15 protein-coding genes are annotated in these 16,225 nt (G+C 67.0%); 7 read left to right on the forward strand and 8 right to left on the reverse strand.

Translation table 11 applies throughout. The features are described 5' to 3' along the window. Positions 1-161 precede the first annotated feature (161 nt). From DS837_RS01410 to DS837_RS01420, 3 genes are all read left to right on the forward strand, one after another. Positions 162-1,082, forward strand: coding sequence for a diacylglycerol/lipid kinase family protein (locus DS837_RS01410; RefSeq protein WP_247889719.1), 921 nt, complete (start codon positions 162-164; stop codon positions 1,080-1,082). Positions 1,083-1,204: 122 nt separating this feature from the next. Further along, complete coding sequence (locus tag DS837_RS01415; protein WP_149163118.1) at positions 1,205-2,815, forward strand: hypothetical protein; 1,611 nt, start codon at positions 1,205-1,207, stop codon at positions 2,813-2,815. Positions 2,816-2,924: 109 nt separating this feature from the next. Next, complete coding sequence (locus DS837_RS01420; protein ID WP_149163119.1) at positions 2,925-3,404, forward strand: hypothetical protein; 480 nt, start codon at positions 2,925-2,927, stop codon at positions 3,402-3,404. A gap of 38 nt (positions 3,405-3,442) precedes the next feature. Here DS837_RS01420 and DS837_RS01425 read toward each other — a convergent pair whose 3' ends face one another. The 4 genes from DS837_RS01425 to DS837_RS01440 all read right to left on the reverse strand — a co-directional run bounded on the left by DS837_RS01425 (position 3,443) and on the right by DS837_RS01440 (position 8,195). Next, positions 3,443-4,798: a TldD/PmbA family protein gene (locus tag DS837_RS01425; RefSeq protein WP_149163120.1), complete on the reverse strand. Its 1,356-nt coding sequence runs from the start codon at positions 4,796-4,798 to the stop codon at positions 3,443-3,445. 160 nt (positions 4,799-4,958) lie between these two features. After that, a complete protein-coding gene (locus DS837_RS01430; protein ID WP_149163121.1) occupies positions 4,959-5,399 on the reverse strand; it encodes a DoxX family protein in 441 nt (146 codons plus the stop codon). 132 nt (positions 5,400-5,531) lie between these two features. Further along, positions 5,532-6,644, reverse strand: coding sequence for a DUF3616 domain-containing protein (locus tag DS837_RS01435; RefSeq protein ID WP_149163122.1), 1,113 nt, complete (start codon positions 6,642-6,644; stop codon positions 5,532-5,534). A gap of 39 nt (positions 6,645-6,683) precedes the next feature. After that, positions 6,684-8,195 carry a UbiD family decarboxylase gene (locus DS837_RS01440; protein WP_114859023.1) on the reverse strand — a complete coding sequence of 504 codons (1,512 nt, stop codon included), beginning with the start codon at positions 8,193-8,195 and terminating at the stop codon, positions 6,684-6,686. 227 nt (positions 8,196-8,422) lie between these two features. Here DS837_RS01440 and DS837_RS01445 point away from each other — a divergent pair, with 227 nt between their 5' ends. After that, positions 8,423-9,142 carry an Abi-alpha family protein gene (locus DS837_RS01445; RefSeq protein WP_149163123.1) on the forward strand — a complete coding sequence of 240 codons (720 nt, stop codon included), beginning with the start codon at positions 8,423-8,425 and terminating at the stop codon, positions 9,140-9,142. A 34-nt stretch (positions 9,143-9,176) separates the two neighbouring features. Here the strand turns inward: DS837_RS01445 and DS837_RS01450 are convergent, their stop codons facing one another. Both DS837_RS01450 and DS837_RS01455 read right to left on the reverse strand, forming a co-directional pair. After that, positions 9,177-9,950 (reverse strand): HEAT repeat domain-containing protein, encoded by a 774-nt coding sequence (locus tag DS837_RS01450; RefSeq protein ID WP_149163124.1) that lies wholly within the window; start codon positions 9,948-9,950, stop codon positions 9,177-9,179. A gap of 3 nt (positions 9,951-9,953) precedes the next feature. Beyond that, positions 9,954-10,613, reverse strand: coding sequence for a class I SAM-dependent methyltransferase (locus tag DS837_RS01455; protein ID WP_149163125.1), 660 nt, complete (start codon positions 10,611-10,613; stop codon positions 9,954-9,956). 249 nt (positions 10,614-10,862) lie between these two features. Here DS837_RS01455 and DS837_RS01460 point away from each other — a divergent pair, with 249 nt between their 5' ends. Beyond that, positions 10,863-11,594 (forward strand): CHAP domain-containing protein, encoded by a 732-nt coding sequence (locus DS837_RS01460; RefSeq protein ID WP_345772107.1) that lies wholly within the window; start codon positions 10,863-10,865, stop codon positions 11,592-11,594. Between the two features lie 23 nt (positions 11,595-11,617). Here the strand turns inward: DS837_RS01460 and ubiA are convergent, their stop codons facing one another. Further along, positions 11,618-12,544: a 4-hydroxybenzoate octaprenyltransferase gene (gene ubiA, locus DS837_RS01465; protein WP_149163127.1), complete on the reverse strand. Its 927-nt coding sequence runs from the start codon at positions 12,542-12,544 to the stop codon at positions 11,618-11,620. 134 nt (positions 12,545-12,678) lie between these two features. Between ubiA and DS837_RS01470 the strand changes: the two genes are divergently transcribed. Together DS837_RS01470 and DS837_RS01475 are read left to right on the forward strand one after the other, a co-directional pair. Beyond that, positions 12,679-13,473 (forward strand): 16S rRNA (uracil(1498)-N(3))-methyltransferase, encoded by a 795-nt coding sequence (locus tag DS837_RS01470; protein WP_149163128.1) that lies wholly within the window; start codon positions 12,679-12,681, stop codon positions 13,471-13,473. 81 nt (positions 13,474-13,554) lie between these two features. After that, positions 13,555-14,919, forward strand: coding sequence for a glutamate--cysteine ligase (locus DS837_RS01475; RefSeq protein WP_149163129.1), 1,365 nt, complete (start codon positions 13,555-13,557; stop codon positions 14,917-14,919). A 150-nt stretch (positions 14,920-15,069) separates the two neighbouring features. Here DS837_RS01475 and DS837_RS01480 read toward each other — a convergent pair whose 3' ends face one another. Further along, positions 15,070-16,224: a pyridoxal phosphate-dependent aminotransferase gene (locus DS837_RS01480; RefSeq protein WP_149163130.1), complete on the reverse strand. Its 1,155-nt coding sequence runs from the start codon at positions 16,222-16,224 to the stop codon at positions 15,070-15,072. Between the last annotated feature and the right edge of the window lies 1 nt (position 16,225).

Raw genomic sequence — 16,225 nt, forward strand, 5'->3', positions numbered from 1 at the left:
GCAGGTCATTCTCTTGACAATATTTTCGAGCATCCGCATTTGTTGGGAGAAATGATTTCGATAAGACTTCTTATCAATGCAACAAAGGCGAAAAATGACTTTATCAAAACTGAAACAGGATGGTCATATTGGGGGGCGGTGTGGTGGATGGGGGCGAGTCGGTGCCTGAGGCGTCCGGGCCGGCCGCGGCGACCCGGCGGCGTCTTCTGGTGATTCACAACCCGGTGGCCGGCGCTCGCCGGGCGCACCGTCTGGGCGTCGTTCTGGAGTGGCTGGAACAGCGCCATGGGGCCGTGGTGACGCTTCAGGCCACCGGCGGGCGCGGCGACGCGGAGGCGATGACCCGCGCGGTGGTGCCCGGCGCCTTCGACGCGGTGGTCGCCGCGGGTGGCGACGGCACCATCAACGAGGTGGTCAACGGGCTGGGCGCGCGTGGACGCGGGGCGGCGACGCTTCCCCTGGGCGTCGTGCCGCTGGGCACCGCCAACGTGCTGGCCCATGAGCTGGGCCTTCCCCCGGATGCGGAGGGCGTGGCGCGGGTGCTGGCGGAGGGACGGGCAACGCCGGTGCATCTGGGTGTGGCGAATGGCCGCGCCTTCGCCATGATGGCCGGCGCCGGCCTGGATGCCCGCGTGGTAGAGCGGGTGGACACACGGCTGAAGCGGCTGATCGGCAAGGGTGCCTACGCGGTGGAAACGCTGGCCCGGATCGCCGCGGGCGGCGGCGGCCCCTACCGCGTTGCGGTGGACGATGCGCAGCCGGTGGAGGTCGCCTCCGTCATCGTCGCCAAGGGGCATTTCTACGGGGGGCGCTTCGTCTGCGCGCCCGACGCCCGGCTGACCGAGCCGCGGCTGCACGTCTGCCTGTTTCCGCGGGCGGGGCGGGGGAACGCCCTGCGCTATCTCTGGGGCGTCACCGCCGGTCGGCTGCCGCATTTTCCCGATTACCGCATCCTGCCGGCGCGGCGTGTGATCATCGAAGGGCCGGCGGGGGAACCCGTGCAGGGCGACGGCGACGTGATCGCCCGTTTGCCGGTGGAGATTGCGCTGGCTCCCTGGATCCTGCCGGTGCTGACGCGCTGACTACTGTTTTAAGAGTCCGTTAACAGGTGTCTTGAGAAAATTACTTTGGGAACATTCAATAAATACTTCGGTCTCTAAGGATTAAGGCCCCGCGGCCCAGGCGGGACCGCAAGGGGGAAGCCATGTCCACGTCGATCAACGCCCTGTTTTCGGCCACCACGGCCAGCACCACCGCGACCGCCACCAAATGGAAGCCTGCCGGGGGTGCCGCCGAGGCGGAGGGGACCTGGAAGGCGGCCTCCGACGCCGGGTCCTCCGCGGGCTCCGCGGCCCTGGCCGCCTTGAAAGGCGAGGACAGCGTGGAACTCAGCGGCTTGGCCAAGTCGCTGACCGGCGTGGCGGGCAAGGTCTTCGCGTCCATCGGCTCCAAGGGCCGCGCGATGCTGGAAGACTTCGTCAAGTCCGGGAAGATGACCGAGAAGGACGTGGCATTGGGGCTGCGCCAAATGGCGACCAACGCCGTGAAGGACCGCTTCGTGAAGGAGCGGCCCCAGGATGAGGAGGACAAGGACTGGGCGGAAAAGCTCGGGGCGGCTGAAAAGGCCTTCAAGATCAAGACGGAGCGCATGGACAAGGCCATGTCGGCCCTCAACGAGGCGCGGACCGCCGCTTACGACGCCTTCGGGAAGGACGAGGACACCGAGGCGTTCCAAGCGGCGATGGCTCCGGCGAATGCGCTCTTCCGCGCTGAGTCGGCGGACATCGACCGCGAGATGATGGAGACCGTCGGTGGCGATCCGAACAAGATCAAGGGGGATGCCTTCAAGTATTTCGCGACGAAGGGAGAGGAGGCGTTCGAAGAACTGGATTTTGGTGCGGAAGCGGAAGGCGGCGAGGGTGGGCTGCTATCGCCGGACAATGAGAAGGGAAAGGCCGCCGCCAAGCTTATGTATGACCTGGGCTTCGAGGGGAAGTTCTGGGCGAATGGTCTCGCGCAGTACGCCGCGGACGTGAACATTCCCGGCATCGGGCGCGGTGAGGTCGACAAGAGCTTCCCAGGGGGCAAAGACTTTGAGCCCTCCGCCAAGGAGGAGGCCGAGGCCGCCGGCCTGCCGCCGCCGCCCACCACGGTGCTGACCACCAGCCAGACGCCGGGTCTCCAGGGCTTCGCGAAGGTCATACAGGACGCCCGGGACTCGCTGGACGCCAGCTACACGGCCATGGCGAAGGAAGGCAAGGGGGTGAACTTCTCCGACCCGACCGGAAAGGACGTGGAGCGGCTGTTCGGCGGCTTCGACCGGCGCAGCCTCCACGCCATCGCCAGCAACAAGGACGGGACCTTCTCCAAGAACGAGCAGGAGGCGGCGCAATCCATCATGGCCCGCCAGCAGAAGGAGGCGATGGACGCCGCCGACCCCCTTGGCACCGACAAGGCCGCCGCCTACCGTGCCGGGGTGAAGTTCCTCGACGAGGCCAGCCAAGAGGAGAAGGAGTCCGTCAACTGGTCGGTCCAGCGGGCGGCACTCCAGTACAGCTACGAGAAAACGACGAAGGAAACCGGTGCGCCGATGGAGCGGTTGGGCAACGGCAGTGCGCTCGCCTCGGTGCTGAAGGACGCGCTGGAGGCCCAGGACGCGCAGACCGCCGACGTGATGAAGAGCATCGGTGGAAAGACGATGGGTGGCGAGGGCACGGGCTACGTGACCGACCTGAAGAGCCTGTCGCTGTTCCGGGACTTCCTGCCCAACCTGTCGGTGCGCGGTCCCGGCGGGCCGATGAGCGTGACGGTCTGATATCCTGCCCTTGCCACAGGCCAGCGGCGGAGCTTGAGGCTAATCCGATGGGGGTGGGGCCGCGGGGTGCGCTGGCGGCTCACCTTCGGCAGGCAGGGGAATGCGGATCATGAGTAGGGATCGGATGCGGCACCGGAGTGGGCGTGCCGCGCTGGTGCTTCTGGCGGTGCTGTCCATCACCAGTCCGGCCACCGGCCCGGCGCTGGCGGACAAGCCCGACTGGGCCGGTGGTCCCGGCGGAGGGCATGGCAAGCCGCAAGGTGGGCCGTCTTACGAATCCCGGGGGCACGACTCCAAAGGGCGCGCCTCAGGAGGGTCGGTGTCCCGCGGCGAGGTGACGATCATTCGGGACTATTTCGTCGCCCATCCGGTCGGGGTGACGGCCCTGCCGCCGGGGATCGCGAAGAAGTTGGCGCGCGGCCAGCCGCTGCCGCCGGGCATCGCCAAAAAAGTGGCGCCCGTGGATCTGCGCCAGCGGGTGCCGGTGTGCATGAACGGCTGGGAGTGCATCCTGGCCGGCGCGGACATGCTGATCCTGGACGCGGTGCACGGCACCATCGCCGACATCGTCCGCGGCGTGGTCCGCTGACACGAAGAGGAGGCGCCTTGCGGCGCCTCCCGTTGCGGTCACAGGCCCGCGATGGTCAACCCGTCGATGCGGATGGTCGGGGCGTCCATGCCGAAGCGCAGTTCCAGGTCGCTGGCGGGCTCCAGGTTCAGGAACATCTCCTTTAGATTGCCGGCTATGGTCAGTTCGGTGACCGGATAGGCGATCTGGCCGTTCTCGATCCAATAGCCGGCGGCTCCCCGGCTGTAGTCGCCGGTCACCCCGTTGACGCCCGTGCCCATCAGTTCCGTCACATAGAAGCCGTTGGGGATCTCGGCCAGCAGCTGGTCGCGGCTCTTTGCCCCCGGGGCCATGTAGACGTTGGCCGGGGCCGGACCCGGCGGGCCGGAGGTGCCGCGCGCCGCGTGGCCGGTCGTCGACAGGCCGAGCTGGCGGGCCGAGCGCAGGTCGAGCAGCCACGTGGTCAGGTGCCCGTCCTCAATCAGGTTGCGGCGGGTGGTGGCGACGCCCTCCGCGTCGAAGGGGCGGGAGCGCAGGCCGCGCTTCACATGCGGGTCGTCGACGATGGTGATGCCGGCGGCGAAAATCCGCTGCCCCATCTTGTCCTTGAGGAAGCTGGTGCCGCGCGCGATGCTCGGCCCGCTGATCGAGCCGGTGAGGTGGCCCAGCAGCCCGCGGGAGACGCGCGGGTCGAACACCACCGGCACCTTGCAGCTCTTGACCCGGCGCGGGTTCAGGCGGCGGATGGCGCGCTCGCCGGCCTCGCGCCCGATCGACGCCGGATCGCGCAGGTCGGAGCCGTAGACCTTGCTGTCATAATCGTAGTCGCGCTCCATCCCCGTGCCCGTCCCGGCCAGCACCGAGGCCGAAAGCGACTGCCGCGACACCCCGTAACTGCCGGTGAAGCCGTTGGACGCGGCGATGGCGATGGTGGAGCGGCTCCACCCCGCATCGGCGCCTTCGGAGTTGGTGACGCCCTCGATCGCCAGCGCGGCCTCCTCGGCGATGCGGGCGCGTTCGATCAACAATTCCGCCGAGGGCTCCGACGGGTCGCACACGTCGAGGTCGGGGAGGGTGGTGTAGATCTGCTCCGGGTCGGCGAGGCCGCAGAAGGGGTCCTCCGGCACCACGCGGGCCATGGCGACGGCGCGCTCCACCAGCTCGTCCAGCGCCTTGGCGCTGCGGTCGGTGGAGGAGACGATGGCCTGCCGCTTGCCGATGAAGACGCGCAGCCCCAGATCGCCCGACTCGGACCGCTCCAGCTTCTCCGTCTTGCCGAAACGCTGGCTCAGCGACAGGGAGGCGCTGTCGAACAGCACGGCGTCGGCGGAGTCGGCCCCGGCGCCCTTCGCCTTGCGGATCAGATCGTCCAGCAGGTTCAGAACGTCGGGCTGCGAGGTGGTCGAAACGGGCATTACGGTCTCCGCTAGGTCTCCGGCTTGTCTAGCAAATGGGAGCCCGGAGAAGAAGAGGAAGGGGCATATCGCCTCAGGTCCGGTCCGCCTGCCGCACAGAAGCGGCGGCGCGGAGGGCTGGAGCCCACCCGCGCCGCCGTTCGTCATGTTCGCTTCAGGGTCAGGCCAGCCGGCTCTGAAGGGCGCTGCGGCCGGTGGTCGGAAGCTTCAGGGCGAAGGCACCGTCGCCCAGCAGGGCCTGCACGCCGAGCAGCACCGTCCAGAACACCGGGAACTCCCAGCCGCCGCCCTGGGCCGAGAAGACCCAGCCGTTGCCGGTGTGCTGGAGCGTCGCGCCGATCAGGATCGGCAGCAGGGCCAGCGAAATCCAGCGGGTGAAGACGCCGGCCACCAGCAGCAGGCCGCCGCCGATCTCGCCGAGGATGACCACATAGGCGAAGAGGCCGGGATAACCGAGGCTCTCGAAGTAGCCGACCGTGCCGGCGATGCCGAAGGTGAAGACCTTCAGAATCAGGCCGTGGGCGATGAACAGAAGGCCCAGGCTGACGCGCAGCAGGAAGGCGGCGTAGGGGGCGGTGCGGTTGTCGATGGCGGCGTTCATGGCTTGGTTTCCTTGTCTCAGCGTAGTGCCCCGCGCCGGGGCCGTTGTCGTCTGAGGCCAAGAATAGCGATGTGCGTTGATGGGATAATCTGCTTAGTTATGCACTAATTGTTGCGTGAAGGAGAACAACCTTCACGCCCGGAAGGCGTTGGCCGGATCATAGCGGGAGGGCAGGGCGAACAGGTCGGCGGTCGTCCCGGCGCTGTGAAGGCGGGCCTTGGACGGGCTGTCATAGACCACCAGAAGGGCGGGCAGGGCACCGTCGCGGCGGACGCAGGCGATACCCTCCGCGTGGTCGTCGCCCTTGCCGTACGGGAGGTTCAGCAGAGGAACCAGCCGGTCGCGCGGGATGACGGTCTCGTGGGTGACCGACAGGGCGTCGGTCCAGCGCCACACGGCGACGGGACCGTCCAGATCCATGGTCGGCCCGGCCAGGATGACCAGATCCTCCCCGTCGAAGGTCAGTTCGCGGATGCCCAGCCCATCGAGATCGACGAAATGCTTGCGGACCTTCTCGCCGTTCGGCCCGATGGGGCGCAGCCGCAGGCGTTCCTCGACCTCCGGGTGATCCTCCACCGCCAGTTCCAGGATGCAGGCCCAGCCGCGCAGCACCGGACCGCGCAGCCCCAGCCAGACCCGGTCGCCATGGGCGGCCAGCCCCTCCACGTCGAAGCCGTTCTCCTTGGCGGGGACCGCGACGAAGCGGGCCAGATGCTCGTCCTCAGCCAGCGCTTTGGTCAGCGCGTTGCCGCCCTTGCGGAACTTCAGGCAACCCGCCGTCCGCTTCCCGTCGCGGCGGACCGGGGTGAGGCGCCCGTCCGCCTCGGTGACCAGCGGGATGCGGCCGAGCAGAAAGCGGTTGGGGTCGCAGCGCACCTCGGTCAGCCGCTCCAGCGCCGTCTCGGCGTTGTTCTCCTCGCGCTCCGGCTTCTTGCGGGCCAGCGCGTGGGAGCCGGTGACCCACAGCCAGCCGTCGGCGATGGCCATGCCCTCGATGTCCGCCTCGTCCTTGCCCGGTTCGGTCTCCGGCAGGGCAAGGAAATCCGCCAAGGAAAAGACGGCGTCCTGTCGGTAGACGGTGCCGCCCTCCTCAGCCGCCAAATGGACGACCTGAGCGCCCTCGTCCGACGCCACGAACAGATTGCTTCCCGCCCGCTCGGCCACCGACAGGTCCCCGGCGGTTTCGCTGCCATCGCGGAAGACCAGACGGACGGTGGCGATGGGGCTGGCGATGTCGCTGGGCATGGCGGACTCCTTGGCGAAAGCGGACCGTCCCTTAACGCCTCACTTCCAGATCGGGGTCCCGCTGCCCGGAAGACCGTAGGACGCCCATTTGCGCGACACCTCGTCGACCACGCCCTGGTCCATGCGGATCTTCTGGCCCCACTCGCGCTTGGTCTCCGGCGGCCACTTGTTGGTGGCATCCAGCCCGACCTTGCCGCCCAGGCCGGACTCGGGGCTGGCGAAATCCAGATAGTCGATGGGGGTGCCCTCGATCACCGTGATGTCGCGGGCGGGGTCCATGCGGGTGCTCATCGCCCACATCACGTCCTTCCAGTTCCGCGCGTCGATGTCGTCGTCCACGACGATCACCCATTTCGTGTACATGAACTGGCGCAGGAAGGACCAGACGCCCATCATCACGCGCTTGGCGTGGCCGGGATAGGCCTTCTTCATGCTGACCACAGCGATCCGGTAGGAGCAGCCTTCCGGCGGCAGCCAGAAATCCACGATCTCCGGGAATTGCTGGGTCAGCAGGGGGATGAAGACCTCGTTCAGCGCCTCGCCCAGCACCGACGGCTCGTCGGGCGGGCGGCCGGTGAAGGTGGACAGGTAGATCGGGTTGCGCCGCATGGTCATCGCCGTGACGGTGAAGACCGGGAAGGGCTCGACCGAGTTGTAATAGCCGGTGTGGTCGCCGTAGGGCCCCTCGTCGGCGTATTCGTCCAGGCTGACATGGCCTTCCAGGATGATCTCGGCCTGGGCGGGCACCTTCAGCGGCACCGTCTTGCAATCCACCAGCTCGACCTTCTTGCCGCGCAGCAGGCCGGCGAACTGGTATTCCGACAGCGTGTCCGGAACCGGCGTGACGGCGGCCAGAATGGTGCCGGGATCGGCGCCGAGGACCACCGCGCAGGGCAGCGGCTCGCGCTTTCCGCTCGCCTGCCAACGGTGATGGTGCTGCGCGCCACCGCGGTGCTTCAGCCAGCGCATGATCGTCTTGTTCTTCCCCAACACCTGCATCCGGTAGATGCCGAGGTTGAAGTCGTCCTCGCGTTTGCCGGTCGGTCCCTTGGTGACGACCAGCGGCCAGGTGATCAGCGGCGCCGGCTCGCCCGGCCAGCAGCTCTGCACCGGCAGGCGGCCGAGGTCGATCTGGTCGCCGGTCAGCACCACCTCCTGGCAGGGGGCGGAGCCGACGGTCTTCGGCTTCATCGACAGCACAGTCTTGGCGAGCGGGATCAGCTCCATCGCCTCGCGGAAGCCGCCCGGCGGCTCCGGCTGCTTCAGGAAGGCCAGCGTCTCGCCGACGCCGCGCAGTTCGTGCGGCTCGCGGTCCATGCCCCAGGCGACGCGCTCCACCGTGCCGAACAGGTTGACCAGCACCGGCATCTCCGAGCGGGTGCCGTCGGCCTTGATGACGTTCTCGAACAGCACCGCCGGGCCGCCTTCGGCGAGCAGGCGGGTCTGGATCTCGGTCATCTCCAGCGCCGTGGACACCGGCTCCCGGACCACCACCAGCCGTCCGGCCTTCTCCAGCCGGTCGATGAAGTCGCGCAACGAGGTGTAGGGCATGGTCGAAGGTCCATTCGGGTGCGATGGGGTCGGATCGGGAGAGGGCGCTTAGCATCGGCCTGGAGGGCGCCGCGTCAAGGGGGATGCTATACGTATTTTATAACAACTGATTGGATGCTGCAGAAGCGAGGTTGTTGTTTGGCGACGTGCAGTGTATATCTATTCCGATATTCAACTTTCCCTGGGTATTGTGCTCAGTTGGGCTTTTTTGGAATGCGGAGGCTTTTGTGACTAGTAAAAAAGAGGACTGGAAAAGCCAAACCGCGGCATTGATGGTTGATGTTCTTGGGCCGCCATTGAAGGAAATATCTTGCTTGCTGACTGATAGTTTATCTTATTACAGAGCTAGAAATTTATCAAAAATAATGAAAAAAACAAAATCTATTGTTAAGGACTCAAAAATTGAAAATGAGAAAATTTCTCTAAAAAATGTTATACAGATACTTGAGGGTGCTTCTTTAGAAGATAGCGAGGACTTGCAGGATAAGTGGGCTTGCTTGCTGGCAACCTCATGCTTTTCTAGTGAAGTCCATCCAAGTTACAGTCAGATACTTAAGGGTTTGACTTCTGCAGAGGTCAAAATTCTTGACGGCCTGTTCGATGGCTTTGATGAGCAAAAGGAATCCTCGTTATTTTGCGAGGGGCCTTACGACGCTTTTCAGGGTCCTATATTGGATCCATATTATATCTGGGATAATATTACGGAGAAATATCCGGATATAGATAAGGCGGGGAAGTATGGAAAAGATCTAAGCTATTTCGAAAGCTGTTTGGACAACTTATTCAGAGCGGGATTGATAAACTTGATGCCAGCGGCTGTGCCTTATGATGATGATTTGCTTAGATCCTATAGAGGGCCGGCAATAAATAATAGAAATTACAATAATGCAACGATGACGCATCTCGGGATTGGATTTGTTCTAGCTTGTAGAGGCGCGGTGCGTTGAGATTACTTATGTGGAGTAAAGTGCTTTCCAAAGATCATATGATTGTTCTGAGGGCGCGGCGGACGATGCGGCGGGTGGCGTCCTGGTTTGGACTGTCCGTTTCCCAGCGGGCGCACAGCGCCTGCACCCAGCCGGGCTGGCTTTTCGCCGCGTCGTTCAGCCAGTTGGCGACCGAATCCTGGACATAGCGCGCGCCGTCCGCCCGCAGCGGGTCGAGCACCGGCAGGCCGCGCGCCGGGTCGGTCTTCAGCGCGCCGATGTGGCCGCACCAGACGCCGCGGGGGCGCGTGGCCTCGCTGGCAAAGCGGCGCAGCCGCTCCGACGGCTCGGCGGTCCAGGGGACGAGGAGGTCCAGCGCCTCGTCGATGGCGGCGGCGATGTGGGGGCGCAAGGCCAGCCACGCCCATTCGCGCACGCCGAAATGCGGGTCGTCGGCCAGCGGGCGGACGCGCTCCAGCCGTTCCGCCAGCGTCAGGCCGGGGGCCGCCGCCAGCGCGTAGCAGGCCCAGCCGCGCACCGTGTCGGAGGGGTGGGCGGCCAGCCGCTCCACGGCCCCGAGGCCCAGGCGCTCGACGGCCGCGCTCCCCGCCGCCGCCATGCGCCGGGTCACGCCGTCCTTCGGGTCGAAGGACACGGCACCAGCGGCCTCCGGAACGGCGGCGGCCAGCAGGGCGGCGAAGTCGATGGCGAGCGATTCGGCCAGCGTGGCGGTCTCGCGCCGGCCCGCGTTCAGGTCGGCCAGCACGTCCGGCGGGATGTCGGCCATGCGGCTGGCGCCCTTGCGCGGCGCGGTCGCGGTGACGGTCATGGTTTAGGCCTCCGGCAGCAGGTGCCAGATCACCGTCTCGCGCATCTCGCGGTCCTCCAGTTCCAGGGAGGTCGGGACGCTGTACTGCGCGACCCGCTCGATTCCGCTGGTCGGGACATAGGCGCGGCCCGGATCGCCCAGCAGGACCAGCGTGCCGGTTGCGGCGATTGCGCGCAGCCAAGTGGTCACCCGGTCGGCCATCGGCTTCTCGTAGCAGACGTCGCCCGCCAGAACGACGTCGATGCCGGGCAGGGGGCGGTCCACCAGATCGGCGCTGACCGCCTTCACGTCGACTCCGTTGGATTCGGCGTTCAGGGCGATGGCGGACAGGGCGAAGCGGTCGATGTCGCAGGACTGGACGCGCGCCGCCCCGGCCATCATCGCGGCGATGCCGACCAGCCCGGTGCCGGCGGCGAAATCCAGCACCGACTTGCCCGCCACCAGCTCCGGCCGGTCGAGGACGAGCCGCGCCACCGCCTGACCGCCCGGCCAAGCAAAGGCCCAATAGGGCGGCGGTACATTGGACTCTTTCAAAGAATCCTCCGTAGCCTCCCACAGCGGCGTGATTTCCGTCGCCAGATGCAGCGCGATTTCGGGCAGCAAAGGAGTCCGCGTTACGACCGTGTTGGAGCGGATGAAGTCGATTTGAGAAAAGTTGTTCATAACTGGACTCTCATCGGAGCTGCGCGGGGGTGGATGATCTATCCACAACCGGTTTTGGTTACATAATTCAAACGGAGTAGACACACCTGCTGTCCCGTGTTACCCGTTCGAAAGGAGAAAAACAAAGGTCATGGGGTCGATATGCGGTCGAAAGGGATTGCACTCTGCGCTTCGTTCGCGGCGTTCATCGCTCTCAGCCCGTTCACCATATCCCAAGCCCAGGCCCAGGACGGGGATTGCGTCCGCACGGTGCGCTCCATATCCGATTTCGACATCCGGGGCGATGCCTGGACGTGGTGGAACACCGCCGCCAATCAACAATATGAGCGCGACCAGCGCCCGACGCTCGGCTCCGTCCTCGTCTTCAAGCGGTCGCAGCGGCTGGGCCGTGGCCACGTCTCCCTGGTCAGCCACATCGTCGACCGCCGCACCATCGAGGTCGATCACTCCTGGCTCGACGGCCGTGGCCTGCGCCGCAACATGCGCGTGGTCGACGTGTCGCCGCGCAACGACTGGTCGGCCGTCCGCGTCTGGCACGAGCCGTCGGACCAGCTCGGCCTGCGTGTCTACACCACCTACGGCTTCATCCTGCCGGAGGGTGAGGAGGCGGAGATCCGTCAGGCCGACTCCCGGGGTGCCGGCATCGGCAGCACCTTCGCCGTGGCCCCGCAGGGCCGCGCCACGCCCAAGCCCGCCGCCGTGCCGCGCCTGATGGAAGCCTCCCTGAAGGGCCATGCCGTCGCCGTTCCGGGCCGCAAGCCGCAGGTGCTGACCGCATCCCTCACCCTCTCCGGCAAGGGCGCCGCCGCGAAGACGGTTCCGCCGGTGCTGGCCGCCGCCGTGCTGCCGGCCCGCAAGCCGACCCAGCCGGCCGCGCAGAAGGGCGTCGAGATGGTGGCCTCCACCGAGGGCATCCGCGTGGTTCTGCCGCCGCGCAAGCCGGGCTCCGGCGACAGCACCGTCGCCGAGCTGACGCGCTAAGCTCCCTCCAAGTCCCCGGCCGCCTAGATCTTTCCGGCCAGGAAGGCGGCCAGCACCAGCCAGCCGAACCAGCGGTTCGACTTGAACGTCTTCAGGCAATCCGTCTGATCGTCGGGGTTCCAGGTCGCCACCTGCCAGGACAGTTGCAGCGCGGCCAGCGAGAGCAGCGGCAGGAACAGCCCGCCCAGCCCGGCCAGACGCCCGGCAATGCCGATCCCCACGAAGGTCAGCGTGTAGAAGCCGTAGATCCAGATCTTGCTCTGGTCGCCCAGCCGCAGGGCGGTGGACTTCACGCCGATTCGCGCGTCGTCCTCCTTGTCCTGGTGGGCATAGATGGTGTCGTAGCCCAGCGTCCAGACGATTCCCGCGGCGTAGAGCGCCAGCGCGGGCCATTCCAACTCGCCGCGCACCGCGGTCCAGCCCATCAGGGCGCCCCAGTTGAAGGTCAGCCCCAGGAAGGCCTGCGGCCACCAGGTGATGCGCTTCATCAGCGGGTAGGTGAAGACCAGCACCAGCGACAGCACGCCCAGCCCGATGGTGAGCGGGTTGAACTGCACCAGCACCGCCAGCCCGATCAGAAGCTGGACGGCGAGGAAGGCCAGCGCCTGTTTCACCGACACCTGCCCGGAGGGGATCGGCCGCGTCCGCGTGCGCTCCACCATCGCGTCGAAGTCGCGGTCGAGGATGTCGTTCACCGTGCAGCCGGCCCCGCGCATGACCACGGCGCCGATTGCGAACAGCGCCATCAGCCAAAGGTCGGGCAGCGGCCCGGCGCCGGCCAGCGCGATGCTCCACCAGCCGGGAAACAGCAGCAGCCACGTGCCGATGGGCCGGTCCAGCCGCGCCAGCCGCAGATAGGGCCGGACCGCCGCCGGGGCGAAGCGGTCGATCCAGTCGCCGCGCCGGATGTCGGTGAAGTCGCCGGGAGCGGGGGAGGCGGGGCTGGTCATGGCGGACTCGGGAAAAGAAGTGCAAGAAGCCGGGGGCAAGGTAGCGGCGGGGGCGGGTCCCCGCAAGGCTGGGCCGTTTCCGCCCCGGAGCGTTATCGCTATAGTCGGCGCCGCACACCGGAGACCTTTGCGCCATGTCAGACCAACCGAAGACCCGCCTCTATGTGGACAGCCCCCTCGGCGAGGGGCAGACGGTGGGGCTCGACCACGAGAGGGCGCATTTCCTGCGCCATGTCCTGCGGCTCGACAAGGGCAACGTCGTGGCCGTCTTCAACGGGCGGGACGGCGAATGGCTGGCCGCCATCGACGGCTTCGGCAAGGGCTGGTGCTCGCTCACCGTGACCGCGCAGCGGCGTCTCCAGGCGGCCGGGCCGGACCTCTGGCTGCTGTTCGCCCCGATCAAGCGAGGGCGCATTGATTTCGTCGCGGAAAAGGCCAGCGAGTTGGGCGTGTCGCGGCTGTGGCCTGTCTTCACCCGCCGCACCGACCCCAACCGTGTCAACACCGACCGCCTGCGCGCCAACGCCATCGAGGCCGCCGAGCAGTCGGAGCGGCTGACCGTGCCGGAGATGGCCGACCCGCTGCCGCTGGACAAGGCACTGGCCGGCTGGCCGGCCGAACGTACGCTGTACCTGTGCGCCGAGGCCGGGAACGTACGCCCCATCGCGGAGGCCGTCCATGCCCGTCCGCGCGGTCCCGCCGCCTTCCTGATCGGGCCGGAGGGCGGCTTTGCGCAGTCCGAACTTGACGAACTTTGTAAACTACCCTTTGTTGTTCCCGTCGGCCTGGGGCCCCGCATTCTTCGGGCCGACACGGCGGTGGTCGCGGCGCTCGCCTGCTGGCAGGCCCTTGCGGGGGACTGGACGGCGGACGGAGGCGACACCCGACCGCCCTTCCGCGCGCCGGCCGACCCCACCGTCGGGGAGTAAGGGCCGCTCGACGCGCCGCTGTTCCGAAGCGGGCCGTTTGATTCGTTGGCCAGTTTAGACTTTTTGAAAGCGGGAGCTTCCATGTCCGCACCTCCGCAGACGCGTGGTGAACCGATCACCGACCGCCGCCAACTGGCGGCCTATCTGGAATCCGGCAACAAGCCGGCCGACCAGTGGCGCATCGGGACCGAACACGAGAAATTCGCCTACCGCGTCTCCGACCACCGGCCGCTGCCCTACGAGGGGCCGGACGGGATTGGCGAACTGCTGACCCGCCTGCAGCGCTTCGGCTGGGACCCGGTGGAGGAGAAGGGCAACCTGATCGCCCTGACCCAGGGCATGGCGAACATCACGCTGGAGCCCGGTGGGCAGGTGGAACTGTCCGGCGCGCCGCTGGAGACCCTGCACCAGACCTGCGCCGAGGTGCACCGCCACCTCGAGCAGGTGAAGGAGATCGGGGGCGAGTTGGGCATCGCCATGATGGGCCTCGGTTTCCAGCCGAAATGGCGGCGCGACGAGATCCCCTGGATGCCCAAGGGCCGCTACAAGATCATGGGCGACTACATGCCCAAGCGCGGCAATCTCGGCCTGGACATGATGATGCGCACCTGCACCGTGCAGGTGAACCTGGACTTCGCGTCGGAAGCCGACATGGTGAAGAAGTTCCGGGTCAGCCTGGCGCTTCAGCCCATCGCCACGGCGCTGTTCGCCAACTCGCCCTTCACCGAGGGCAAGCCGAACGGCTTCCAGAGCTTCCGCAGCCACATCTGGACCGACACCGACCCCGACCGCACCGGCGACCTGCCCTTCGTGTTCGAGGACGGCTTCGGGTTCGAACGGTACGTGGACTACCTGCTCGACGTGCCGATGTACTTCGTCTACCGCGACGGCACGTACATCGACGCCTCCGGCCAGTCCTTCCGCGACTTCATGCAGGGCCGCCTGCCGGCGTTGCCGGGCGAGGTCCCGCTGATCACCGACTGGGCCGACCACATGACCACCTCCTTCCCCGAGGTGCGTCTGAAGAAGTATCTGGAGATGCGCGGCGCCGACGGCGGTCCCTGGCGCCGCCTGTGCGCGCTGCCGGCCCTGTGGGTCGGGCTGCTCTACGACAGCCAGGCGCTGGACGCCGCCTGGGACCTCGTGAAGGGCTGGACGACGGAGGAGCGTGCCCAGCTGCGCGCCGAGGTGCCGCGCCATGCCCTGCGCACCCCCTTCCGCGGCCGCACGGTGCGGGAGGTCGCGCTTGAGGTGCTGGAGATCGCCCGCGGCGGTCTGGCCCGTCGTGCCCGCAACGACAATTGGGGCGACGACGAGGCGCATTTCCTGAACACGCTGCTCGACATCGCCGAATCCGGCCAGACCCCGGCCGACGAGCTTCTGGCGAAGTTCAACGGCCCCTGGGGCGGCAGCGTGGACCCGGTGTTCAAGGAATACGCGTACTGAGAATGGAGCCCTCTCTCCCTGGGGAGAGGGGTGGGTGAGGGGGCGTTACGCCCGGTAGGGCGGATGATGTTTGTTAAGCTTGGCGCGCCTTCGGCGCCCCCCTCATCCTAACCTTCTCCCCAGAGGGGAGAAGGAATTGAAGAAACGCCGTTACCTCTTCCAGGCGATCAGCCGCCGGGCCGCCTCGGCGATGGTCTCCTCCGAGCCGGCGAAGCTGAAGCGCACGAAGCGGAGGCCGCGTGCCGGGTCGAAGTCGACGCCGGGGGTGCAGGCGATGCCCGTTTCCGCCAGGATGCGCTTGCAGAAGGCCTCGCTGTTGTCGGTCATCTCCGTCACGTCGGCGTAGATGTAGAAGGCGCCGTCCGCCGGAGCCAGCTTGTCGAAACCGGCCTTCGGCAGTTCCCTCAGCAGAAGCGCGCGGTTGCGGGCGTAGCGGGCGACGTGGCCGTCCAACTCCTCGGTGCAGGCGAAGGCGGCGACCGCGGCGGCCTGCGACAGGCTGGGGGCCGAGATGAACAGGTTCTGGGCGAGGCATTCGACCGAGCGGATCAGGTCGTCCGGAACGATCATCCAGCCGAGCCGCCAGCCGGTCATCGAGAAGTATTTGGAGAAGCTGTTCACCACCAGGGCGCTCTCGCTGACCTCGGCGGCGGTGACAGCTTCCGGCCCGTAGGTCAGGCCGTGGTAGATCTCGTCGGAAACGAGCCGCACGCCTTTGGCGTCGCACCAGTTGGCGAGCGCGGTCAGCTCCTCCCGGCTCAGCATCGTGCCGGTCGGGTTGGCCGGGCTGGCGACGATCAGCCCCTGGATGGGCGGATCGAGCTGTTCCAGAAGCTCGATGGTCGGCTGGAAGCGGTGCTCCGGCCCGGTCGGCAGTTCCACCGGCTCGACCCCGATGGCGGTCAGGGTGTGGCGGTAGGCCGGGTAGCTGGGCGAGGCCATGGCCACCCGGTCGCCTGGATCGAAGGCTGCCAGGAAGCCGAGCTGGAAGGCCCCCGAGGAGCCGGTGGTGACCACCACGCGCCGCTCCGGCACGTCGATCCCGTAACGGTCGCGGTACCAGCCGGCGATGGCCGCGCGCAACGCCGGGATGCCCAGCGCCCCGGTGTAGCCCAGCACGTCGGCGTCGAGCATGCGGTGGGCGGCCTCCAGCACGCCCTTCGGCGCGCCGGTCGAGGGCTGCCCGACCTCCATGTGCAGGACCTCAAGGCCGGCGGCCTCGCGCTCGGCGGCGGCGCGCATCACTTCCATGACGAAGAAGGGCGGGATGGCGCCCCGTTTGGAGACTTTGGGTGCTTTGCTCATG

The organism is Azospirillum brasilense, assembly GCF_008365405.1.
Lineage (GTDB): Bacteria > Pseudomonadota > Alphaproteobacteria > Azospirillales > Azospirillaceae > Azospirillum > Azospirillum brasilense_D.